General features: G+C 63.3%; 20 protein-coding genes. 4 read left to right on the top strand and 16 right to left on the bottom strand.

Going from position 1 to position 23,685, the window contains the following annotated elements; genetic code table 11:
• Nucleotides 1–42 precede the first annotated feature (42 nt).
• The 12 genes from ACFPOU_RS06025 to ACFPOU_RS06080 form a co-directional block, all read right to left on the bottom strand.
• On the bottom strand, nucleotides 43–318 hold the full coding sequence (locus ACFPOU_RS06025; protein WP_379718194.1) for an STAS domain-containing protein: 276 nt from the start codon (nucleotides 316–318) through the stop codon (nucleotides 43–45).
• Between the two features lie 2 nt (nucleotides 319–320).
• Nucleotides 321–968, bottom strand: coding sequence for an MlaC/ttg2D family ABC transporter substrate-binding protein (locus ACFPOU_RS06030; RefSeq protein WP_379718196.1), 648 nt, complete (start codon nucleotides 966–968; stop codon nucleotides 321–323).
• Nucleotides 969–1,042: 74 nt separating this feature from the next.
• On the bottom strand, nucleotides 1,043–1,855 hold the full coding sequence (locus ACFPOU_RS06035) for an MlaA family lipoprotein (RefSeq protein WP_379718198.1): 813 nt from the start codon (nucleotides 1,853–1,855) through the stop codon (nucleotides 1,043–1,045).
• Entirely contained in the window at nucleotides 1,852–2,325 is a 474-nt protein-coding gene (gene mlaD / locus ACFPOU_RS06040; protein ID WP_379718200.1) for an outer membrane lipid asymmetry maintenance protein MlaD, read from the bottom strand. Before mlaD ends, ACFPOU_RS06035 begins: the two co-directional genes overlap by 4 nt.
• 57 nt (nucleotides 2,326–2,382) lie before the next feature.
• The gene (gene mlaE, locus ACFPOU_RS06045; protein WP_379718202.1) at nucleotides 2,383–3,165 is read right to left on the bottom strand and encodes a lipid asymmetry maintenance ABC transporter permease subunit MlaE; all 783 of its coding nucleotides are present in this window, start codon (nucleotides 3,163–3,165) and stop codon (nucleotides 2,383–2,385) included.
• Nucleotides 3,162–3,965, bottom strand: a complete 804-nt coding sequence (locus ACFPOU_RS06050; protein WP_379718204.1) for an ABC transporter ATP-binding protein — start codon at nucleotides 3,963–3,965, stop codon at nucleotides 3,162–3,164. The genes mlaE and ACFPOU_RS06050 overlap by 4 nt, the downstream gene beginning before the upstream one ends.
• Nucleotides 3,966–4,233: 268 nt before the next feature.
• Nucleotides 4,234–5,697 (bottom strand): glutamate synthase subunit beta, encoded by a 1,464-nt coding sequence (locus tag ACFPOU_RS06055; RefSeq protein WP_379718206.1) that lies wholly within the window; start codon nucleotides 5,695–5,697, stop codon nucleotides 4,234–4,236.
• 95 nt (nucleotides 5,698–5,792) lie between these two features.
• Nucleotides 5,793–10,514 (bottom strand): glutamate synthase-related protein, encoded by a 4,722-nt coding sequence (locus ACFPOU_RS06060; RefSeq protein ID WP_379718208.1) that lies wholly within the window; start codon nucleotides 10,512–10,514, stop codon nucleotides 5,793–5,795.
• Nucleotides 10,515–10,728: 214 nt separating this feature from the next.
• Complete coding sequence (locus tag ACFPOU_RS06065; protein WP_379718210.1) at nucleotides 10,729–11,433, bottom strand: transposase; 705 nt, start codon at nucleotides 11,431–11,433, stop codon at nucleotides 10,729–10,731.
• A gap of 99 nt (nucleotides 11,434–11,532) precedes the next feature.
• Nucleotides 11,533–12,213, bottom strand: coding sequence for a response regulator transcription factor (locus ACFPOU_RS06070; RefSeq protein WP_379718212.1), 681 nt, complete (start codon nucleotides 12,211–12,213; stop codon nucleotides 11,533–11,535).
• 16 nt (nucleotides 12,214–12,229) lie between these two features.
• Nucleotides 12,230–13,414, bottom strand: a complete 1,185-nt coding sequence (locus tag ACFPOU_RS06075; RefSeq protein WP_379718214.1) for a PAS domain-containing sensor histidine kinase — start codon at nucleotides 13,412–13,414, stop codon at nucleotides 12,230–12,232.
• Between the two features lie 255 nt (nucleotides 13,415–13,669).
• Nucleotides 13,670–16,786, bottom strand: coding sequence for a DEAD/DEAH box helicase (locus ACFPOU_RS06080; RefSeq protein ID WP_379718216.1), 3,117 nt, complete (start codon nucleotides 16,784–16,786; stop codon nucleotides 13,670–13,672).
• Between the two features lie 443 nt (nucleotides 16,787–17,229).
• Here ACFPOU_RS06080 and ACFPOU_RS06085 point away from each other — a divergent pair, with 443 nt between their 5' ends.
• Nucleotides 17,230–19,584 (top strand): Tex family protein, encoded by a 2,355-nt coding sequence (locus ACFPOU_RS06085; RefSeq protein WP_379718218.1) that lies wholly within the window; start codon nucleotides 17,230–17,232, stop codon nucleotides 19,582–19,584.
• A gap of 70 nt (nucleotides 19,585–19,654) precedes the next feature.
• On the opposite strand, the gene ACFPOU_RS06090 is transcribed toward ACFPOU_RS06085, so the two are convergent.
• A complete protein-coding gene (locus tag ACFPOU_RS06090; RefSeq protein WP_379718220.1) occupies nucleotides 19,655–19,963 on the bottom strand; it encodes a hypothetical protein in 309 nt (102 codons plus the stop codon).
• 155 nt (nucleotides 19,964–20,118) lie between these two features.
• Here ACFPOU_RS06090 and grxD point away from each other — a divergent pair, with 155 nt between their 5' ends.
• Together grxD and ACFPOU_RS06100 are read left to right on the top strand one after the other, a co-directional pair.
• On the top strand, nucleotides 20,119–20,436 hold the full coding sequence (gene grxD / locus ACFPOU_RS06095; protein WP_379718222.1) for a Grx4 family monothiol glutaredoxin: 318 nt from the start codon (nucleotides 20,119–20,121) through the stop codon (nucleotides 20,434–20,436).
• Nucleotides 20,429–21,031, top strand: a complete 603-nt coding sequence (locus tag ACFPOU_RS06100) for a UbiX family flavin prenyltransferase (protein WP_379718224.1) — start codon at nucleotides 20,429–20,431, stop codon at nucleotides 21,029–21,031. The genes grxD and ACFPOU_RS06100 overlap by 8 nt, the downstream gene beginning before the upstream one ends.
• A gap of 14 nt (nucleotides 21,032–21,045) precedes the next feature.
• Here ACFPOU_RS06100 and ACFPOU_RS06105 read toward each other — a convergent pair whose 3' ends face one another.
• The 3 genes from ACFPOU_RS06105 to ACFPOU_RS06115 form a co-directional block, all read right to left on the bottom strand.
• Nucleotides 21,046–21,219: a hypothetical protein gene (locus ACFPOU_RS06105; protein WP_379718226.1), complete on the bottom strand. Its 174-nt coding sequence runs from the start codon at nucleotides 21,217–21,219 to the stop codon at nucleotides 21,046–21,048.
• 115 nt (nucleotides 21,220–21,334) lie between these two features.
• Complete coding sequence (locus tag ACFPOU_RS06110; RefSeq protein ID WP_379718228.1) at nucleotides 21,335–21,748, bottom strand: hypothetical protein; 414 nt, start codon at nucleotides 21,746–21,748, stop codon at nucleotides 21,335–21,337.
• 286 nt (nucleotides 21,749–22,034) lie between these two features.
• A complete protein-coding gene (locus tag ACFPOU_RS06115; RefSeq protein WP_379718230.1) occupies nucleotides 22,035–23,087 on the bottom strand; it encodes an MBL fold metallo-hydrolase in 1,053 nt (350 codons plus the stop codon).
• Between the two features lie 113 nt (nucleotides 23,088–23,200).
• Between ACFPOU_RS06115 and ACFPOU_RS06120 the strand changes: the two genes are divergently transcribed.
• The gene (locus ACFPOU_RS06120; protein WP_379718232.1) at nucleotides 23,201–23,620 is read left to right on the top strand and encodes a MerR family transcriptional regulator; all 420 of its coding nucleotides are present in this window, start codon (nucleotides 23,201–23,203) and stop codon (nucleotides 23,618–23,620) included.
• Nucleotides 23,621–23,685 lie beyond the last annotated feature (65 nt).

Genomic DNA, 23,685 nt, shown 5'->3' on the forward strand with positions numbered 1-23,685 from the left:
TCGGCGGCGCGCCCAAGGGAAAGGCCGCCGGAACGCATGCGCTCACGACCGCGCCAGCACCCCGTCCAGCCCGTATAAATGCGTCAAGGCATCGATATTGTCCGGCACGTTGATAAACGTGAGTTTTTGCCCTGCATCCTGCGCGCGGCGCTGCCAGGCCAGCAGCAAGGCCACGCCCGACGAATCGGCGGCGCGCACGCCACCCAGGTCGAACACGGTCTCGCCGGCCCGGATCGCAGCGCAGCCCTGCTCCAATGCCGCTTGCGCGGTATCGAAGGTCAGGGCGTCGAGCGACAGCATCGGATTTGCTTCGGCCATGCTCAGGTCGGGGCCTTCAGCGGCTTGTTCGCCAGCTGGCGGTTGCGGTCGGCCAGCTTGGCGATCAAGCCGTCGACGCCCGACTTGTTGATCTCGGCGGCAAAGGTGCCCTTGTAGGTTTCGACCAGCCAGGCGCCGAGCACGTTGATGTCGTAGATCTTCCAGGTGCCGCTGTCCTTCGACAGGCGGTAGTTCAGGGTGATCGGCTCGCCGCGCGCGACGTTCACTTGCGAGCGCACCTCGACATCGGTATCGGTCGGCTGCGAGCGCATCGGCTTGAACTCGACGGTTTCATTCTTGATCTGCGACAGCGCGCCCGAGTAGGTGTACACGAGCAGGGTGCGGAATTCTTCCGCCAGGCGCTTTTGCTGCTCCGGGGAAGCCTGGCGCCAGAAGCGGCCGGCAGCCTGGGCCGTCATCTTTTCGGCGTCGACATGCGGCAGGATCTTCGAGTTCACCAGTTCCATGATGCGGCTGCGGTTACCGGCCTGGATATCCTTGTCGGCCTTCACGGTCTCGATGACGTCGGCGCTGATGCGCTTGACGAGCACGTCCGGCGCCTCGTTGCTGGCCGGGGCGGGTGCGGCGATGACGCTGGTGGCGAACACGAGCGTTGCGGCGGTGGCGATGAGGTGGGCGATTGGTTTCATAAGCTCTCTTTTCTAGTCAGTGGCGGGAGCAGCCTGCGCGTCGCGTCGAGCGTCGCGCTGGCTCCTTCGAACGATTACTTGCGCGGCGATTCCGTGGCAGGCGAGGCCGGTCCCGGCACGACCTGGGTGTTCGAGGCCGGCACATCCTTCGCCTCGTCCTTCGCCTCTTGCTTCGGCATGTCCCTCTCGGGACCGGCCTCGCCATCGAACACGCGGCTCTGGCGGCGTTGCAGGTAGCCGTCACGGATGAACTCGTAACGGTCGAGCGCGGCTTCCTCCATCAGGGTCGACGCTTCCAGGAGAGCGGCGCGCTGGTCGATGGCACGCAAGCCGATGCCGATGTTACGCGTGCTCACCGGTGTCACGGTCGTCCACGGATCGGCCCAGAAGTCGGCAGGCAATGCCGCGGTATCACGGAACGTAGATGGGCCCAACAATGGCAACATCAAGTAGGGACCGGACGGAACGCCCCAGGTACCGAGCGTCTGGCCAAAATCTTCATTGTGTTTTTGCAATCCGGCTTCCGAGGCGATGTCGAGAATGCCGACGATGCCGAAGGTCGAATTCAGCGCGAAACGCATGAAATCGGTGGCACCCGCTTCACCCTTGCCTTGCAGCAGGTTATTCGCCGAGCTCCACACATCGGCCAAGTTACCGAAGAAATTGCTCACGCCCGTTTGCACGAAGCCAGGCAAAACCTTCTGGTAAGCGGTCGCCGCAGGTTTCAAGGCGACACGATCGACCGTGTCATTGAAGGCGAAGGTTGCGCGGTTCAACTTTTCCAGCGGATCTTGCGGATTGGTCGGGGTAGCACAGCCGGCCAGCGCGGCGCAGGCCCCTGCTGCCAGCGCCATCCCGCGCAGGGACCTCATTGTATTGCTATTCATTCGCTGCTTTCCTTTCCCTCGGCGGCCTTGCTGTAGATGAATTGATTGATCAAGTCTTCCAGCACGGTGGCCGATTGTGTACGGTTGATTCGATCGCCGTCGGCGAGATTTTTGGTGTCGCCGCCCGGCTCGATGCCAATGTATTGCTCGCCCAGCAAACCTGCGGTCAGGATCTTGAGCGACGAATCTTTCGGAAACTTGTAGTTCGGATCCAGGTCAAGGCGAACCATGGCCTGGTAAGTCTTGTCGTCGAAACTGATGTCGCCTACCCGGCCGACCACGACACCGGCGCTCTTGACTGGCGCTTGCGGCTTCAATCCACCAATGTTATCGAATTTGCCAGTGACAGCGTAGGTCTCGGCGAACGAGAGCGAACTCATATTCCCTGCCTGCAGAGCGAGAAACAACACAGCAGCGGCGCCCAGCAGGACAAACAGGCCGACCCAGACATCGATGATTTTACGGTGCATAGTATTTCCTAGTGTTCAGGCCGTCTGTGCGCGGCCATACGAAACGATTTATTTGGCTTATTGGGCAAACATCAAGGCAGTCATGACGAAATCGAGCCCCAGCACGAGCAGCGAGGCGATCACGACCGTGCGCGTGGTAGCGCGCGCCACGTCGGCCGGGGTCGGCTTCACGTGGTAACCCTGGAACACGGCCGTGAACGTCACGGCAATGCCGAACACGAAACTTTTGATGACACTGCTGACGACATCGCGGTTGACGTCGACGCCGGCCTGCATCTGCGACCAGAACGCGCCTTCGTCCAGGCTCAGCATCTTGACGGCGACCAGGTAGCTGCCCATGATGCCGACGGCCGAGAACACGGCGGCCAGCACCGGCATGGCGATCACGCCACCCCAGAAACGGGGCGCCAGCACGCGCTGCACCGGATTGACGGCCATCATTTCCATGGCCGACAGCTGCTCGCCGGCCTTCATCAGGCCGATCTCGGCGGTCAGCGAGGTACCGGCGCGGCCCGCGAACAGGAGCGCGGTCACGACCGGACCGAGTTCGCGGATCAGCGACAAGGCGGTCAGCGAACCGAGTTTATCTTCGGCGCCGAACTGGATCAGGTTGACATAGAACTGCAAGCCCAGCACGAGGCCGACGAACAGGCCCGAGACGATGGTGATGAGCAGCGAATAGTTGCCGATGAAATGGACTTGTTCGGAAATCAGGCTCGGGCGGCGCCAGGCTCCCGGCGAAAAACGCAGCAGGTTGAAAAAGGCGCGCGTGGCAAAACCGAGGCTCTCGACCGATTCGCGCACGGTGGCGCCAGTCGACTCCAGGAAACGCAGGATCATCGTTTCACTCCCAGTCCCAGGTCGTCGACCAGCGATTTACCCGGATAGTGGAAGGGCACCGGGCCGTCCGGCTCGGCATTGACGAACTGTTTCACGTACGGGTCTGTCGAGACGCGCAACTCGGCCGGCGTGCCTTCGGCAACGATCTTGCCAGCAGACATGAAATACACGTAGTCGGCGATGGCAAAGGTTTCGTTGACGTCGTGCGAGACCAGGATCGAGGTCGAGCCGAGCGCGTCGTTCAGGTTGCGGATCAGGGCAGCGGTCAGGCCCATCGAGATCGGGTCGAGGCCGGCAAAGGGCTCGTCGTACATGATCAGTTCCGGGTCGAGCGCAATGGCGCGCGCCACCGCCACGCGGCGCGCCATGCCGCCGGAGATTTCGCCCGGCTTCAATTTGGAGGCATTGCGCAGGCCGACCGCATTCAACTTCATCAGGACCAGGTTACGGATCAGCTCTTCCGACAAGTCGGTATGCTCGCGCAGCGGGAAGGCGACATTGTCGAAAATGGTGAGATCGGTAAACAGGGCGCCGAACTGGAACAGCATGCCCATGCGGCGGCGCAGGCGGTACAGGCCCTCGGTGCGCAACTCGTGCACGATTTCGCCGCCCACCCGGACCGCGCCCCGCTGAGGCCGGATCTGGCCGCCGATCAGGCGCAGGACCGTCGTCTTGCCGCAGCCGGAACCACCCATGACGGCAATGAGTTTGCCACGCGGGAAATCCATGCGCAGGTTCGACAGGATCTTGCGATCGCCGTAGGCAAACTCGAGGTCACGTATTTCTACAAGATTGGACACAGGGGGATCGTCGGATTTGGGAATCTCGTATTGTAGTGCAGAAACGTCAATCCCTGCTTGGGACAGGCCCGTTTCACTCCCGGTTCCGACGTATGGCTACAACACTAATAACTTACAAGTCAGATATTTAATGCTACAAGTCATTGTTTTCATTCAGATGTGCATTTTTGCAACACTTACTTTTGTTGACTTGAGTTACTTTATATTGCCTAAAAACATCACCAGGCGATAAACAGGGTGGATTCCCACCCTGTGAATTACGCCAGGTTTATCGCGGCAATACGGACGTCCCCATCAGGAACTCATCGACCGCCCTGGCGCACTGGCGCCCTTCGCGGATCGCCCACACCACCAGCGACTGGCCGCGGCGCATGTCGCCCGCCACGAACACCTTCGGCACCGAGGTCTGGTAGCACGTCTCGCCATCGGTGGTGGCGCGCGCATTGCCGCGCGCATCCTTTTGCACGCCGAAGGCGTCGAGCACTTGCTGTACCGGCGAGACAAAGCCCATGGCCAGGAACACGAGATCGGCCTTCAACTCGAATTCGCTGCCTTCCACTTCGGTCATCTTGCCGTCTTTCCACTCGACATGGCAGGCGATCAGCTTTTCGACCTTGCCGTTCTTGCCTTCGAAGCGCTTGGTGGCCACGGCGAAATCGCGTTCGCAGCCTTCCTCGTGCGAGGAAGAGGTGCGCAACTTGGTCGGCCAGTAAGGCCAGACGAGCGGCTTGTTCTCGTGCTCGGGTGGCTGCGGCATCAGTTCGAACTGGACGACGCTGGCCGCGCCATGGCGGTTCGAGGTGCCGACGCAGTCGGACCCGGTGTCGCCGCCGCCGATCACGACCACATGTTTACCGGTGGCCTTGATCTGGTCTTTCAGCTTGTCGCCGGCATTGACGCGGTTTTGCTGGGGCAGGAAATCCATCGCGAAATGCACGCCTTTCAATTCCCGTCCCGGCACCGGCAAGTCGCGCGGCTGCTCGGCGCCTCCGGCCATGATGACGGCATCGAATTCGGCGGCGAGGACGTCCGGGAAGATCGTGTCGCGTGCCATGTTGCTCACTGCCGCCGGGAAATCCTTGCCGATCAAGACGCTGGTGCGGAAGGTGACGCCTTCGGCCTGCATCTGCTCGATGCGGCGGTCGATCAGGGTCTTTTCCATCTTGAAGTCGGGAATGCCATAGCGCAGCAGGCCGCCGATGCGGTCGCTCTTTTCAAACACCGTCACCTCATGCCCGGTGCGCGCCAATTGCTGGGCGGCGGCCAGGCCGGCGGGACCGGAACCGACCACCGCGACTTTCTTGCCCGTCTTGACCGAGGGCGGCTGCGGAACGACATAGCCGTGCTCCCAGCCGGCGTCGGCGATCTTGCGCTCGATCGACTTGATCCCGACCGGTTCGTCGTTGATGCCGAGCGTGCAGGCCGCTTCGCAAGGCGCCGGGCAGATGCGGCCGGTCACTTCCGGGAAGTTATTCGTCGAATGCAGGTTGTCGATCGCCGCCCGGTAATTGTTGTGATAGACCAGGTCGTTCCAGTCGGGGATCTGGTTGTTGACCGGGCAGCCCGTGTTGCAGAAGGGGATGCCGCAATCCATGCAGCGCGCGCCTTGCACCTTGGCCTGGCCGTCGGTCAGGGTGACGACGAATTCCTTGTAGTTCTTGACGCGTGCGGCAGGTTCCAGGTGATCTTCTTCCTGCCGTTGAAATTCCATGAAACCGGTGATTTTGCCCACGTTTTTATCCTTTTCATCTCGATGCAGTCGGGCTGCGCTAAAGCTGGTTGAACGCGCGGACGGCAACGCCGTCCCCGCTACGGGTGTCGTCAGCCTTACGCCGCGAGCTCGATCTTGTCGTTCGCTTCTTCCATGCTGCTGTTGTGCATTTCTTCCAGCGCGCGCTTGTACTCGGTCGGGAACACCTTGACGAACTTGCCGCGGCTGTTGGCCCAGTCGTCGAGCAAGTTGCGGGCACGGGTGCTGCCGGTGTATTTGAAGTGGCGTTCGATCAGGCGGCGCAGGATGACTTCGTCCGATTCGCGCTCCGTCTCCCGGCTCTGGCTGTGCCAGCCGGAAACGTCTCCCTGTTCCTTCGTCGACACCACGCGCTCGAGGTTGACCATGGTCGTGTTGCAGCGCGCCTCGAATTCGTTCTTCGGGTCGTAGACATAGGCCACGCCGCCCGACATGCCGGCCGCGAAGTTGCGTCCGGTATCCCCGAGTACCACGACCGTGCCGCCGGTCATGTATTCGCAGCCATGGTCGCCGCAACCCTCGACGACCGTCGTGGCGCCCGAATTGCGCACCGCGAAACGTTCGCCAGCGACGCCGTTGAAGAAGGCTTCGCCCGAAATCGCGCCGTACAGCACGGTGTTGCCGACGATGATGTTGTCCACCGCCCAGCCGCGGAATTCCGTGTTCGGCCGCACGATCACGCGTCCGCCCGACAAGCCCTTGCCGACGTAGTCATTGCCTTCGCCGACCAGGTCGAGCGTGATGCCGGCAGCCAGGAAGGCGGCCGCCGATTGCCCCGCCGTACCCTGCAGCTGGATGTGGATGGTGTCGTCCGGCAAGCCGGCATGGCCGTAGCGCTTGGCGACTTCGCCCGAGAGCATGGTGCCGACCGTGCGGTTCACGTTGCGCACCGGCGAAATGAACGAGACCCGCTCGCCCTTTTCCAGCGCCGCTTTCGCCTGCGCGATCAGCTTGTGGTCGAGCGCGCGGTCGAGGCCGTGGTCTTGCTCGCCGGTATGGAACAGGTTGCCTGGCGCATCGGTCTTCGGCTGATAGAAGATGTTGCTGAAATCGAGGCCCTGCGCCTTCCAGTGGGTGATCGCGCCCGATTTGTCGAGCAGGTCGGCGCGGCCGATCAGTTCGTCATAAGTCCGGATGCCCAGCTGCGCCATCAATTGACGCGCTTCTTCGGCGACGAAGAAGAAATAATTGACCACGTGTTCCGGTTTGCCCTGGAACTTGGCGCGCAGGACCGGGTCTTGCGTGGCCACGCCCACCGGGCAGGTATTGAGGTGGCATTTGCGCATCATGATGCAACCCTCGACCACCAGCGGCGCCGTGGCGAAACCGATCTCGTCCGCGCCGAGCATGGCGGCAATCACCACGTCGCGGCCGGTCTTCATCTGGCCGTCGGCCTGCACGCGGATACGGCTGCGCAAGCCATTCAGGACCAGCGTCTGCTGCGTTTCAGCCAGGCCCAGCTCCCATGGCGTGCCGGCGTGCTTGACCGAGGACAGCGGCGAGGCACCGGTGCCGCCATCGTGGCCGGCGACGACGACGTGGTCGGCCTTCGCCTTCGACACACCGGCGGCAACCGTACCGATACCCACTTCCGATACCAGCTTGACCGAGATCGAGGCACGCGGATTGGCGTTCTTGAGATCATGGATCAGCTGCGCCAGGTCTTCGATCGAATAAATGTCGTGGTGCGGAGGCGGCGAGATCAGGCCCACGCCCGGCACCGAGAAGCGCAAGGACGCAATGTATTCCGATACCTTGTGGCCCGGCAGCTGACCGCCTTCGCCCGGCTTTGCGCCCTGGGCCATCTTGATCTGGATCTGGTCGGCCGAGTTCAGGTATTCGGCGGTGACGCCGAAGCGGCCCGAGGCCACCTGCTTGATCTTCGAGCGCAGCGAGTCGCCCTCTTCCAGCGGCAGGTCGACGGCGACGCGGTCGGAACCGAGCACCGAGGACAGCGTCTCGCCTTTGCTGATCGTGATGCCCTTGAATTCGTTCAGGTAGCGGCGCGGGTCTTCGCCGCCCTCGCCGGTATTGCTCTTGCCGCCGATACGGTTCATGGCGATCGCCAGGGTCGCATGGGCTTCCGTGCTGATCGAGCCGAGTGACATGGCGCCGGTGGCGAAGCGCTTGACGATCTCCTTGGCCGGCTCGACCTCCCCGAGCGGAATCGCCTTGCTCGGATCGAGCTTGAATTCGAACAGGCCGCGCAGCGTCAGGTGGCGGCGGCTCTGGTCGTTGATGATCTGCGCGTACTCTTTATAGGTGCTGAAGTTATTCGCACGGGTCGAGTGCTGCAGCTTCGCGATCGCGTCCGGCGTCCACATATGGTCTTCGCCGCGCACGCGGAAGGCGTATTCGCCGCCCGTGTCCAGCGCGTTGGCCAGCAGCGGATCGGGACCGAAGGCCAGGTTGTGCAGGCGCAGCGCTTCCTCGGCCACTTCGAACAGGCCGATGCCTTCCACCGTGGACGAGGTACCGCGGAAGTATTTGTCGACCAGGGACTTGTTCAAGCCGATCGCTTCGAAGATCTGGGCGCCGCAATACGACATGTAGGTCGAGATGCCCATCTTCGACATCACCTTCATCAAGCCCTTGCCGATCGCCTTGGTGTAGTTGTAGGCAGCCACGCCGGGGTCCATTTCGTGCGGCAGGTGCTGGGCCAGGTCGACCAGGGTTTCGAGCGCCAGGTAGGGGTGCACGGCTTCGGCGCCGTAACCGGCCAGCAGCGCGAAATGGTGGGTTTCGCGGGCCGAGCCGGTCTCCACGACCAGGCCGGTGGACGCGCGCAGGCCGCGCATCACCAGGTGCTGGTGGATGGTGGACGTGGCCAGCAATGCCGGAATGGCGACGACGTCGGTCGCGACGTTGCGGTCCGAGACGATCAGGATGTTGTGGCCGGACTTGACGGCGTCGACCGCTTCGGCGCACAGCGAAGCGAGCGAGGCTTCGATGCCTTCCTTGCCCCAGGCGACCGGATAGCAGATGTTGAGTTCATACGACTTGAACTTGCCGCCGGTATGGATGCTGATGTTGCGCAGGCGCGCCATGTCGTCAAAACCCAGTACCGGCTGCGACACTTCCAGGCGCATCGGCGGGTTGACGTTGTTCGTGTCGAGCAGGTTCGGCTTCGGACCGATGAACGACACCAGCGACATCACCATCGCTTCTCGGATCGGGTCGATCGGCGGGTTCGTCACTTGGGCAAACAATTGTTTGAAATAATTGTACAAAGGTTTGAGCTTGTTCGACATCACTGCCAGCGGCGAATCGTTGCCCATCGAACCGGTCGCTTCTTCGCCCAGCACGGCCATCGGCGCCATCAGGAATTTCAAGTCTTCCTGGGTATAGCCGAAGGCTTGCTGGCGATCGAGCAGGGAAATGGCCGCCTTCTCGCCTTGTGCCGCGGTATCTTTCACGCGGTTTTGCGCCAGCTGCGATTCGCTCAGCTTGATTTCGTTGAGCTTGATGCGCACCGACTTGATCCACGCCTTGTACGGCTTGGCATTCGAATACGTGTCTTTCAATTCCTTGTCGTCGATGATGCGGCCCGCTTCGAGGTCGATCAGGAACATCTTGCCCGGCTGGAGCCGCCATTTCTTGACGATGCGCGATTCGGGAATCGGCAGCACGCCCGATTCCGAAGCCATCACCACCAGGTCGTCTTCGGTGACGACATAACGCGCCGGACGCAAGCCGTTGCGGTCCAGGGTGCCGCCGATGTGGCGGCCATCGGTAAACGCCATCGCGGCCGGGCCGTCCCACGGCTCCATCATCGCCGCGTGGTATTCGTAGAAAGCCTTGCGGTTGTCATCCATCGAGGTATGGTTTTCCCAGGCTTCGGGAATCATCATCATCATCGCCTGGGCGATCGGATAACCGGCCATCACCAGCAATTCGAGCGCATTGTCGAAGCAGGCGGTATCGGACTGGCCTTCGTAAATCAGGGGGAAGAGTTTCTGCAGGTCGTCGCCCAGCACGGCCGATTTCATCATGCCTTCGCGCGCGCGGGTCCAGTTGAAATTGCCTTTGACGGTATTGATCTCGCCGTTGTGCGCGATCAGGCGGTAAGGGTGCGACAGCGGCCATTCGGGGAAGGTATTCGTCGAGAAGCGCTGGTGCACCAGGGCCAGGGCCGAGACGCAGCGCGGGTCCTGCAAGTCCTTGTAGTACACGCCGACCTGGTCGGCCAGCAACAGGCCTTTATAGACGATGGTGCGTGCCGACATCGAAGGCACGAAGAATTCCTTGCCATGCAAGAGCTTCAAGGCCTGGATCGCGTGGCCGGAAGACTTGCGGATGACGTACAGTTTGCGCTCGAGCGCATCGGTGACCATGATGTCCGGGCCGCGGCCGATGAAGATCTGGCGAATCACCGGTTCCTTGGCGCGCACGGTGGGCGACATCGGCATCGCTTCGTCGACCGGCACATTGCGCCAGCCGAGCACGACCTGGCCTTCGATGCGCACGGCACGCTCGATCTCCTGTTCGCAGGCAATGCGCGAAGCATGCTCTTTCGGCAGGAAGACCATGCCGACGCCGTATTCGCCCGGCGGTGGCAGCTCGACGCCCTGCTTGGCCATCTCGTCACGGAAGTACTGATCGGGAATCTGGATCAGGATGCCGGCACCATCGCCCATCAAGGCGTCGGCGCCGACGGCGCCCCGGTGATCCAGATTTTTCAGGATCAACAACCCCTGATCGATAATGGAATGGCTTTTGTTGCCTTTGATATGGGCAATGAAACCAACGCCACAGGCATCGTGTTCATTGGCGGGATCGTATAAACCTTGGGCAATCATGCGGGAATCTCCACAGCTTTTCAGGGATGAGGGACGAGAATAGTGCAACGCAGCACAAGCAGCAAGCGAAACAATGAGGGTCGGAGTCGAATTAAATGAATTATGCGTAAGCAATAAGTTAAATAGGGACAGGTTGAACGACGGCCACGGCGACGGTTTGCCCGGCACAAATGCAACATAAAGTCGTCCGACGGCAGGACACCGCCGGCTTGTATTACGCCGATGTCACCGGTGGCTGTTTGAATGGACGGCCGCGCTTGGCAGGCAGGATACGGCGCTGGGTGGCATGTTCGAGCTGGGCCTTGAAGGCGTGCGAGCCGAGCGGCTGCCCCTTCTGGACCGCATTGGCGATCTGCGCCAGTTCGTCCGCGCCGATGCCCTGCCCGACCAGGTCGATATACGCCGCCTCGCGCTGGAAGGGCGTATTGCCCAGTCCCCAGAAGCGGGCGTGTTCGGTGATGACGGCATCGGCCTGCACGCCGGCATGGTGGCGGTAGCTCGACCAGGAGTAGCCGTCCGGCCCGGCCGCCTCACCGGCGCGCACGGGGGCCAGTTCGATGAACCGGCTGCACTGCAGGAAGTGCTGGTCGGTATCGACCACGGCGGTGCGGAAGCGCCCTTCGAACAAGCCGCCGGCGCGTTCGTATTTGGCGTTGTACCAGGGCACGTACAGGCGCCCGATCTTTTGCATCATCGCCGCCAGGCTTGCCGCCGTCTCGGGGGTGGCCAGCAAGTGCAGCTGGCTCGGCAGCAGCGCGTAGGCATGGATGGCGACGCGACAGGAGCGGGCCGCTTCGGCCAGCCAGCCGAGAAAGCGCGCGTAATCGTCCGGGTCGCGGAAGATCGATTGGCGGTCGTTGCCGCGCTGGAGGATATAGTGGGGTTGCTTGGGGAGGATGAGGCGGGGTTGGCGGGCCATGGCGACGTCGGTGCGAAGGACATGCCAGCCATTCTAGCACCATGTCCCCGATTTATTTTCCAGCTGCTTCCCCCGGGGTGATCCTCGGGTGCACCCCGTTCAGGCCAGCGTGAAGCCGGCCGATAAACTGTAGCCCTCGCCATACGCACTACGCAGCGGCAACTCCTGCCCCAACGCGGACCGCGTCTTCTTGCGCAGCCGATACACCAGCATATCGACGCGCCGGCTGGCGTCCGGATCGTCGCCGCCCATCCCGGCCACGATCGTGGCGCGCGGGACGGGGCGGGTGTTGATCGTCAACAGGTGCAGGAAATTGAATTCCTTTTCCGTCAGATCGATCAATTTTCCCATCAGTTCGAGCTGGCGCGCGCTCACGCGCAGGGTCCATTTCACCGGCGCCGGCGCCGGTTCGGCCGGGCGCACGCGCCGTCCCAGCGCTTCGATGTGGGCGGCCAGTTCCGGGAACTTGATCGGCTTGGTCAAATAATGGTCGGCACCCAGTTGCAGGCCGAGGATGCGGTTGTCGAAGGCGACGCGCCCGGTCAGCACCAGCAGGCCGATTTCCGGATACAGCTGGCGCATGCGCGGAATCACGGCAAAGCCGTCTTCATCGGGCAGGCCGAGGTCGAGCACCACGACCGCGGCCGGGGTGCGCGTCAGCACCGCCCACATTTCGCTGGCGGAGGTGGCAATCGTCACGTGATGTTCAAGTTCGCGCAGGAAATCGGCCATGTCCCCGGCATAGTCGCCGTTGTCTTCCACAATCAATATCTGCGTCATCGGATTGCCGTGTCCTTCATTGTGTATTGCCAGTCATGGGTGGCAGGGCCATTGCTTCAGCAGCCGCAGAATCGGGGGTCGAACCCTGGCGCGCAAGGGAATGCGCGGCGCCGGCCGCCGGCAGCCAGATGCGGAATTCGGCGCCGCCGCCGGCCGGGGTGACCAGGCTGAGCACCCCGCCATGCACTTCGACGATCGAACGCGCGATGTACAGGCCCAGGCCGCTGCCCGGCATGCCGTCGGCATTGCGTCCACGATAGAACTTGTCGAACACGCAGCCTCGTTCATCCTGGGGCACGCCAGGACCGTGGTCGCGCACGCCCAGTTCGATGCCGCTGGCCGCCAGCCGTCCCAGCAACACGACCGGCGAAGTGGGCGGCGAATAGGCGATGGCGTTGTCGATCAATACCTTCAGCGCCAGGCGCAAGCCTTCCGGTTCGCAGCGCAAGCTCGCGGGCAAGTCGCACGCCTGGATGCTGGCCACCCGGCCGGCCGCGCGTAATTGCCCGGCCCCCTCTTCCAGCAAGGCGCGCGGCGCCAGCGAAGTCGGCTGGCGCTCGCTGCCGATGCCGGCCATGCGCTCGGGCGACAGGTAATGGTCGAGCATGCCGATCAGGCGGTCGGCGGCCAGCGCGATCTTGCGGTAGCGCGCGCGGGTGGCTTCGTCGGCATCGGCGCCGGTGGCTTCGAGACGCTGGATGGCGCCGTCGATGGTCGACAGGGGCGTACGGAACTCGTGGTTCAGCATGCTGGCAAAGCGCTTCTGTTCCGCTTCGCGCAGGCGCCGCGACGACAGGTCGCGCACCAGGCCGACGAGCGAGCGCGGCTGGCCATCGTCGTCGCACAGCAGGCAAGAAATGATTTCGACCGGGATCGGATAACCGTGGGCACCGTGGAATTCGGTTTCGCGCACCAGGCGCAGGCGGCTGCGGTCGCCGGCGCGCAGGCGGCGCAGGCGTTCCGGCAAGCCGGCACAGAGCGCCGCCAACAGGCCGTTTGCGCCCGGTCCCATCCCGTCCGCCAATTCCTCGGGGGTGTAACCGATCAGCTGCTCGACAGAAGGGCTGAGATAGCGCAGCTGGACGCTGGCGCAATCGATGCTGAAGGCAATGTCGCCGCCGATTTCGGCAATGACCCGAAACTGCTCGGCCAGCGCCAGGCCGGCATGGTCGCGACAATCGATGCTGGCGCTGCGATTCATCCAAACCCTTCCAAAAACTAGAGCAAACGGGGCGAGCCGGGACCGGCACCACCGGCGAGTATATCGCCGGGCATGCCCTTCTGTATAGGCGCGTCTTGCAGCACTAGCGCGCGCTGGCGCCGTCCGATCACCGCAGGTGTTCATTATCTTTCAATATACGTCGAAACGCACCGGATTCTATTCAGGCCGCATACAAATCCTGGAACGATAAAAAAAATGCCCGCCGAGGCGGGCATGGTCATGCGTGCGACCGCATTACTGCTCTGCCAGGGGCGCGAAAATCGCCTGCAAGTCTTCCTGCGTCAACGCCATCTTTTGCGATTCGCCTTCGGCCAGGATCGAGTTCGCCAGCTCCGATTTTTTTTGCTGCAGCAACTGGATCTTTTCTTCCAGCGTGCCTTTCGCGATCAGTTTATAGACGAATACAGGCTTGTCTTGCCCGATGCGCCAGGCGCGGTCGGTGGCCTGGTTTTCCGCCGCCGGATTCCACCACGGGTCGTAGTGGATCACGGTATCGGCCGCGGTCAGGTTCAGGCCGACGCCGCCGGCCTTCAAACTGATCAGGAAGATCGGCACCGCGCCCTGCTGGAAGGCGGCCACTTGCGCCGAGCGGTCGCGCGTTTCGCCGGTGAGGATCGCATAGCGGATGCCGCGCGCGGCGAGTTCTTCCTCGATCAGCGCCAGCATGCTGGTAAATTGCGAAAACACGAGGATCTTGCGGCCCTCTTCCAGCAAGTCGTCGACCATTTGCATCAGGTCGGTCAGCTTGGCCGAGATCGCCGCCGTGTTCTTCTTCGACGGCATGGCCTTGACCAAGCGCGGATCGCAGCAGACCTGGCGCAGTTTCAAGAGCGCTTCCAGGATCACGATCTGGCTGCGCGCCACGCCCTTGCGGTCGATTTCCTCGCGCACTTTCTTGTCCATCGCCAGGCGCACGGTTTCGTACAGGTCGCGCTGGGGACCGGTCAATTCGACCCGGCGCACCATTTCCGTTTTTTGCGGCAGTTCCTTGGCAACATTGTCTTTCGTGCGGCGCAGCAGGAATGGACGGATGCGGCGATTCAGCAGCATGCGCCGCACCGGATCGTCCTGGCGTTCGATCGGGTGGCGAAACTGCGTATTGAAGGCTTTTTCCTCGCCCAGCAGGCCCGGCAGCAGGAAATGGAACTGCGACCACAGTTCACCCAGGTGGTTTTCCAGCGGCGTGCCGGTCAGGCACAGGCGGTGGTTCGCGTCGAGCGAGCCGGCCGTCTGCGCCGCTTTCGAGCGCGTGTTCTTGATGTAGTGCGATTCGTCCAGGATCACCAAGTGATAGTGGTGTTCGCGCAGTTTTTCCTCGTCGCGCGGCAGCAGGGCGTACGTCGTGAGCACGATGTCGGCCCCGGCGATCTGGTCGAACAGGTCGATGCGCTCCTTGCCCTGCAACAGCAGCACCTTCAAGCCCGGCGCGAAGCGCGCCGCTTCTTCCTGCCAGTTCGTCATCAGGCTGGTCGGCGCAATGACGAGGGCCGGACTGGTCAGGCGGCCTGCCTCCTTTTCGGTCAGGATGTGGGCCAGCGTCTGCACCGTCTTGCCCAAACCCATGTCGTCGGCCAGGATGCCGGCCAGGTCGTATTCGCGCAGGAACTGCATCCACGACAAGCCGTCGAGCTGGTAATCGCGCAGCGTCGCTTGCAGGCCGGCGGGTGGCGCGACCTTCTTGACAGAACCGAACTGGCTCAGCTTGCGGCCGGTCTCGCGCAATTGCTCGCCGCCGAACCAGCGCATGTCGACGCCGCGCGCCAATTCTTCGAGGCGGCCCGCGTCCAGCGTCGACAGCCGCACGCGGTTCTTGATCTTGTCGTTGAAATAAAGTTCGCCCAGCGTCGCCAGGATCGGTTTCACGCGCGCCCATGGCAGGGCGACGCCCACGCCTTCCGGCAGGGTCGCCAGCATCTGGTCGGCTTCGCCATGGGCGGCGAGCACGGCCGGGTCGAAATCCATCGGTGCGTTGCGGATCATCTGCACCAGCACCGGCAACAGCGGCACGCGCTTGCGGTTCACGACGATGCCCAGCTCCAGCTCGAACCAGGCTTTGCCGGCTTCTTCGGGCTCGTCGATCTCGGCATACCAGTCTTCCACCGGCACCACGTCATAGCGGTATTTGTTCGATTTCTGCAGGTGCCAGCCGGCATCCGACAGCGCGTCCAGTTCGCTTTCGGCGAAACGCAGCCAGTGCGCCTGGCTCTCGAGCTGGACCGCGCCGGCGACGCCCGACAGCGGCGCCGTCGCCGGTTTGCGAAAGCCCAGTTCGCCCAGGGTGTCGAGGGCGGCGGCCTCGGCGGCGGCATCGCGCTCGATGATTTCGGTGACGTCGCCGATCTGGCGCACCACGCGCTGCGAGGGGTCGAACGAGACGCGCTGGCCGTCGTAGTCGAAGGAGAGCACGGCAAAATCATGCCAGCGCTGGGTGCCGGTATCGGCCAGGGCAACCGCGTCCAGCAACAGGAAAGGTTGCGGCTTGACGTCGTCGCGCAGGCGCTGCACCAGCGGCTGCGGCAGCGGCATCAGTTCCTGCAGGCCATGGGCGAGCAGCAATTGAGAGACGCGCTTCTTGTCGTTGCCGGTCAGCACAGGCGCCTGCGCGACCAGCGCCTGCAATTCGGCCAGCGAGATGTCGACGCCGCCGCGGTTGAGCGACAGGGGACCGCAGGAAAGGTTGTCGATATACCAGGGCGGATCGGTCGGCAGCATGTAGTCGATCAGGTCCGCGCCCGGGTGGGTGGCGCCGTTGGCCGGCTCCACCGACCAGCCGAGCTTGGCGGCACGGCCTTCGTCGCGCCAGGCCAGGTTCGCCTGGCGGGTCGGGCCGGCTTGCAGCGGATAGACCAGGCCGTTTGCCATGTCGGCCCAGGAATTGGCCCACAGCAGCTTGCCCTGACGTAACAGAAGGTCGAGCAGGATGGCGCCGACCTTGCCCTTGGGCTCGGTCGCACTGGTGCTCTGCGAGGCGCCGCTGCGCATGGCGATGAAGAAGCGCACCAGGTCTTCGTCCTCGCCTTCGAGGTAGGCGGGCGGGGCCGAGAGCAGCGAAAACACTTCGTTGACCGGGCTGGCGGCAGCGACTTCGCCGTTCGGGCGCAGGCGTGCCTTGCACAGGCAGAGCGCCACGTGGCGTCCGCCGCTGGTGGGCGCCATGACATACACGAACTTGTACTGGACCGCCTTCGGATCGGGCACTTCGGCGCTCAGTTTGGGTTGAGGATGCGCGGCTGCCTCGACCCGTTGCAGCCAGGTCGTCACCGGTGCGGGCAGTGCGGGCGCGCGCGCTGGTGCCGTGCGCGGTGCCGGGGCATCGTTCGCGTGTTCGCGTGGGAAATCAACTGTGTGCATTGGGCCCCTGAACCTGTATAAAAAAAAACAACAACCACCATTATCTCTCATACGGGCACTTCAGTTTTGTTCGTGATCGCACGTACCCGAGAAATCTTTACGGTGTGAAAGACTGATTCTTCATCATTACATATTGCTGGCTTTCACAACAGTCGTTGCCCCCGCCATCCGCCTTGCCAGGTACGCAGAGGGAGATAAACGTTGTTTGGCTGCCGAAACCGGCGCGTCACCGTGCCGGTCACTGTCCGTCGCGGTCCGCTTCTGTTTTCCCGGATTCACGTGCATCGCCGGCCGCTTGCCCGGTGGACCGGACCACGCTCTGCCGTCGCGCCGGCATGCGCCCGCGCCCGCGTCTAACGGCATGCCCGCCAGCGTCTGTCAAGACTGGCGCTGCGCGCCGGTTTGCGTAACACTGCCCGCCTGACCCACCCAATTCCTGTCCCATGCTGCCTTCCATCGAACAACGCCTTGCCATCGCGCTGGCCGCCAAGCCGGCGCAAGTCGCCGCCGCCATTGCCCTGCTGGACGAGGGCGCCACCGTTCCCTTCATCGCGCGCTACCGCAAGGAAGCTACCGGCGGCCTCGACGACATCCAGCTGCGCCTGCTGGAAGAACGCCTGCGCTACCTGCGCGAGCTGGAAGACCGGCGCGCGGCGATCGTCGCCTCGATCACCGAGCAGAACAAGATGACGCCGGAACTGCTGCAACAGATCGCGCTGGCCGAGGACAAGACGCGCCTGGAGGACTTGTATCTTCCGTACAAACAAAAGCGCCGTACCAAGGCGCAGATCGCGGTCGAAGCCGGCCTGGCCCCGCTGGCCGACGATTTACTGGCCGACCCGTCGCGCAATCCGGAGCAGGAAGCGGCCCGCTACCTGCGCGAGGCCTTCAGCAACGCCGACGGCGTGAGCAACCCCGGCGTGCCCGATACCAAGGCCGCGCTCGACGGCGCGCGCCAGATCCTGATGGAACGCTTCGCCGAAGACGCCACGCTGCTGCAAGCGCTGCGCGACTATGTGGGCGAGCACGGCGTGGTCGAATCGAAAGTGGTCGACGGCAAACAGGACGCGGGCGAAAAATTCGCGGATTACTTCGACTACGCCGAGCCGCTTTCCAGCATTCCATCGCACCGCGCACTGGCGCTGATGCGCGGTCGGCGCGAAGGCATCCTCGACGTGATCCTGCGCCTCGATAGCGAGCCTGAAAAACCGAAATGGGACGCGCCGCTCAATCCGTGCGAAAGCCGCATCGCCGCACGCTTCGGCATCAAGGGCGCGGGCCGGCCGGCCGACAAATGGCTGCTCGACACGGCGCGCTGGACCTGGCGCGTGAAAAGCTTCATGTACATCGAGACGGAATTGATGGGCGCCCTGCGCGACAAGGCCGAGCTCGACGCGATCAAGGTCTTCGCGCGCAATCTGAAGGCGCTGCTGCTGGCCGCGCCCGCCGGCCAGCGCGCCACCATGGGCCTCGATCCCGGCCTGCGCACCGGCGTCAAGGTGGCGGTGGTCGACGCCACCGGCAAAGTGGTCGACACGGCCACCATCTACCCGCACCAGCCGCGCAACGACTGGGACGGCGCGCTGCAGGTGCTGGGCCAGTTGGCGGCGAAGCACAAGGTCTCCCTGATCTCGATCGGCAACGGCACCGCGTCGCGCGAGACGGATAAACTGGCGCAGGACCTGATCAAGGCGAAGCCGGAACTGAAACTGACGAAGATCGTGGTGTCGGAAGCGGGCGCCTCGGTGTATTCGGCTTCGGAATTCGCCTCGCGCGAGCTGCCCGACATGGACGTGTCGATCCGCGGCGCGGTCTCGATCGCGCGCCGCCTGCAAGACCCGCTGGCCGAACTGGTGAAGATCGATCCGAAATCGATCGGCGTCGGCCAGTACCAGCACGACGTCTCGCAAACCCAGCTCGCGCGCTCGCTCGACGCCGTGGTCGAGGATTGCGTGAACGCGGTCGGGGTCGACGTCAACACGGCGTCGGCGCCGCTCCTGGCGCGCGTCTCGGGCCTGTCGTCGAGCGTGGCCCAGAGCATCGTCAGCTACCGCGACCTGAAGGGCGCCTTCGCCTCGCGCGCGGCATTGAAAGCCGTGCCGCGCCTGGGCGACAAGACCTTCGAGCAGGCGGCGGGCTTCCTGCGCGTGATGGGCGGGGACAACCCGCTCGACGCTTCGGCGGTGCACCCGGAATCGTATCCGGTGGTGCAAAAGATCCTGGCGGACGTCAAGCGCGACATGAAGGGGGTCGTCGGCGACAGCGCCCTGATCAAGCGCCTCGATCCCGCCAGGTATGCCGACGAGCAGTTCGGCGTGCCGACCGTGACCGACATCCTGAAGGAACTGGAAAAACCGGGACGCGATCCGCGCCCGGAATTCAGCACCGCCACCTTCAAGGAAGGCGTGGAAGAGATCGGCGACCTGCGCCCGGACATGATCCTGGAAGGCGTGGTCACCAACGTCGCCGCCTTCGGCGCCTTTGTCGACATCGGCGTGCACCAGGACGGCCTGGTGCATATCTCGGCGCTGTCGAGCACCTTCGTCAAGGATCCGCACACGGTGGTCAAGGCAGGCCAGGTCGTCAAGGTGAAGGTGCTGGAAGTCGATCCGAAGCGAAAGCGCATCGCGCTGACGATGCGCTTGACCGATACGGCGCCCCAGCCGGGCGCGCAGCCGCAGCAGCGCGGCGACCGCACCGATGCCAGGCGCGTGGCCCAGCATGGGCGCCAGGAGCGTCCCGCCGCGCAGGATGCGGCCGGGGCGATGGCGGCGGCCTTCGCCAAGCTGCGCAAGTAAGCTGCGCAAGTAAGCCGTGCAAGTAAGCCGTGCAAGAGGGCGCGCAGCGGGCGCGCGCCCAGCCTGGACATCAAGCGAAAAACTGCGCCATCTCCGGCACGCGCTTGACGAGCACGCCCAACACATACAGCGCCAGGCATGCCAGCCCGATCTGGTTCATGCGCTTGCGTCCCAGCGCCGGCTGGCCCGTCTGCCTGATATGCAGCGCGTCGCGCAGCAGGACGGCGGCATAGATCGTCAGCGCCAGCCCGGTCATGACTACCCCTGCCCCGTCGCGCGTGGCGCCGCTATAAAGGTCGTAGAGGCCGACAAAGCCAAGCACGCCGGCGAGCACGACATTGAAACCGGCCGAGGGCGCGGGGCTGGGGCGCTGTTGCATGAATGATCCCGGGTAGTTGATACAAAAGAAACGGGCCGATCATACCGCAATCGCGCCGGCCGCTCCAGCCGCGGCCAGGGGCCTTGCGACGCACCGCCGCGGTCGATTTCTTATAGAATGTCGCCATCCAACCCATTTCCACCAAAGGCAAGCACATGAGCGACGTACAAACCTGGATCAAAGAAACCGTGACCACGACTCCGGTCGTGCTGTTCATGAAGGGCACCGCGCAATTTCCGCAGTGCGGCTTTTCCGGCCGCGCCATCCAGATCCTGAAAGCCTGCGGCGTCGACAACCTCGCCACCGTCAACGTGCTGGAAGATCCGGAAGTTCGCCAGGGCATCAAGGACTATTCGAACTGGCCTACCGTTCCGCAGCTGTACGTGAACGGCGAATTCATCGGCGGTACCGACATCATGAACGAGATGTACGCGTCGGGCGAACTGCAGGCGCTGTTCCCGAAGAATGGCTGACCGGCCACGCCGGATCGTCGTCGGCATCACCGGCGCGACCGGCGCGGTCTACGGCGTACGCCTGCTGGCGCGCCTGCGCAGCGTTGCCGGCGTCGAGACCCATCTGGTGGTGTCCGACGCCGCTTCCCTGACCCTGCACCAGGAAGTCGGCATGCAGCGGCGCGAGGTCGAGGCGCTGGCCCACGTCGTCCATAAAAACCGTGAAATCGGTGCATCGATCGCCAGCGGCTCGTTCCAGACCGATGGCATGGTGATTGCACCGTGCTCGATGAAAACCCTGGCGGCGGTCGCCCATGGCCTGGCGGACAACCTGGTCGCACGCGCGGCCGATGTCGTCCTCAAGGAACGGCGGCGCCTGGTGCTGATGGTGCGCGAAACGCCGCTCAACCTGGCGCACCTGCGCAACATGACGGCGGTGACTGAGATGGGTGCCATCGTATTCCCACCCTTGCCCAGCTTTTATCATCGTCCCGCGAGCATCGAGGAGATGGTCGACCAGACGCTCGATCGCGTGCTGGATTTGCTCGGCATTGATAACGACAGCGCGCCGCGCTGGGCCGGCATGCGCGGCACGCCGGATACGCCAGCCACCTGAGACGCTGAAAATACTCAGCGCTTCATCATGTAGTCGCCGTCGCCGGCCTTCTTCAATTCCCTGGCTTCCTCCAGCATCCTGCGCTGGGCAATGCGCTTGCGCATTACCTCGGCATGGCGCGCGGCCGTCATCGGCGGTGCCGTCATGAGTTCTTTCAGCTGGGCGGTGTTCATGTAATTGCTTTTCATTGGCGCACGTTCCTCGGCTGTGAACGTCGATTATGCGCCAGTTCAGGACAATTTGTACTGCCTGACAAGGAAGAAAATTTGTAAGAGGAAACGCAGTCTTGACGAAGGCGCGGACTTACTTTGGGGGCGCCGGATGGTTCATCCGTACCAGCATGCGAATGAATTCGCGGGCCAGCTGGCGGTGATGCTCATCGAGGCGCTGCAGGTCGGCGATCAGCTTGACGTCGGCCGATTCGAAACGCGCGCTGGCGCTGCCGTCCATTTGCGCGTCCGGGGTATCGGCGCCGCCGAAGCGCAGCCAATCGGCCGGCACGCCCAGCCACTGGGCAATCATGCGCAACTTTTCCTGGGTCGGAATCGCTTCGCCGACGAGCCATTTGCGGGCTGCATGCACCGTGATCGGCCGGCCTTCGAAGCGAATGTTAAATTCGCGCGCCAGGCGGGTTGGGCTATCGGGCGAGTAATGGGCGTTTTTCAGCGCCTGTTGGAGACGCTCGCTAAAGCTCTCACGTTCGTTCGTGGAATTCATGATGGCACTATTTCATGCTCGACTACAAAAGTCAGTTAACGGGGTCCGCAGACCATTAATGACACGATTGCGGCCAATAAATTAACAAAGGTGTGGAAATTGAAGAGATTTTTCGCACGCTGAACGAATCATGCCACAAAATTTCCGTTAAGCATGAATATGTTCGTATCTATGTCCGCGCAGAAACGACTGGTGAGCACATGCGAGGCACGCGCAGTCGGCCGGGGGCCGTCGCACCGGCGCCGGAGGGTGGGAGAACACCCAGGCGGCGCCGGCCGGAAATCGTTCAGGTCAGATGGAAGCGAATGATTCCATCGACGCCAGTTACACGCTTTAACATACCATCATTCCAAAGTTTGTGCAGGTGTGCGAGCGCTTCGCCCAAAGCAAAACTGAGCTGGTGGGCGTCGAGCTTGCGCCGGAACATGATCGGCACGATGTCCATGGCGCTGACTGGCTCGCGGCATGCTTGTTCCACCTCGGCCAGGCGCGCCACATGATGCGCGCGTAATTGATCGATGCGCGTGTGCAGGCCGCGGAAGGGTTTGCCGTGCGAAGGCAGCACCAGCACGTCTTCCGGCAAACCGGCGAACTTGTCGAGCGAATCGAGGTAGTGCTGCAGCGGATTGCCTTCGGGTTCGACGGCGAACACCGAGACATTCGTTGAAATGCGCGGCAAGACCATGTCGCCCGAGATCAGCACGTTCAATGCCTGCGAATACAGGGCCGCGTGTTCGGGCGAATGGCCGAAACCGGTGATCACGCGCCACTCGGCCGTGCCGATCGGGATCCGTTGCGCGTCCTGCAGCCGGGTGTAGGACGCGGGCACGGCGGGCACCAGCGAGGGATAGTAATTGCGGCGGCTGCGCATCTGCTCGAGCATGCCGGCGTCGACCAGGCCGTGGCGCTCGAAATGGGGAATCGCGGAGGGCCCGTCGACGCCCGGCAAGGCGGCCGCCATCATGCGCGCGAAGCCGAATTCGCCGGCCGTGATCCAGAACGGCGCCTGGAAACGCCCGCACAGCCAGCCCGACAGGCCGACGTGATCCGGGTGGCAATGGGTGGCCAGCACGCGCACGAGCGGGGCGCCCGCCAGCGGGCCGGCGAACACTTGTTCCCAGCTGGCGCGGGTGGCATCGTTGGCCACGCCGCAATCGATCGCCGTGTAGCCGCTGCGCCCGGCGCGCTCGTCGCGCAGCAGCCACAGGTTGATGTGGTCGAGCGCGAACGGCAAGCCCATGCGCAGCCAGAACAGGCCCGGCGCGACCTCGCGCATGCCGCCGGGCGCGGGCAATTCGTCGGCAAAAGGATAAACGAGCTGGGATTCGAGCGGATTCATGGTCGACAATCTTTCGTGGTCAGGCAAGGCGGGCGCGCTACAATGTGGTTGACGTTGACGTAAACGGAAAACATTCTAAGCGATTCCCCGAACTGCCACTTTCAGCCGCTTTCATGCCCACGACCTATACCATCGCCGAACTGGCGCGCGAATTCGACATCACCGCGCGCGCGATCCGCTTCTACGAAGACCAGGGCCTGCTGAGCCCGAGCCGCGAAGGCGTCGGCGGACGCAACCGGGTCTACACCCCGCGCGACCGTACCCGTTTGAAGCTGACGCTGCGCGGCAAGCGTCTCGGCCTGACGCTGTCGGAAATCAAGAGCATCGTCGACATGTACGAGTCGCCCAAGGACACGGCGGCGCAAATCAACCGTTTCCTGGGGGTGCTGTCGCACCAGCGCGAAACGCTCGAACAGCAACGCGCCGATATCGACATGGCATTGGAAGAAATTTCCGCGCACGAGGAAGAATGCCGCCGCCTGCTGGCCGAAGCCGGCGCCCCCGGCACCCCGCCGGACACCAGGGCCGCCTGATTCACGAACGGAGCGGGCCGGCATGTGCGCCCTCTGCTTGACGTTTACGTTAACGTCACACAGCG

This window comes from Massilia jejuensis (assembly GCF_042656795.1).
Taxonomy (GTDB): domain Bacteria; phylum Pseudomonadota; class Gammaproteobacteria; order Burkholderiales; family Burkholderiaceae_D; genus Telluria; species Telluria jejuensis.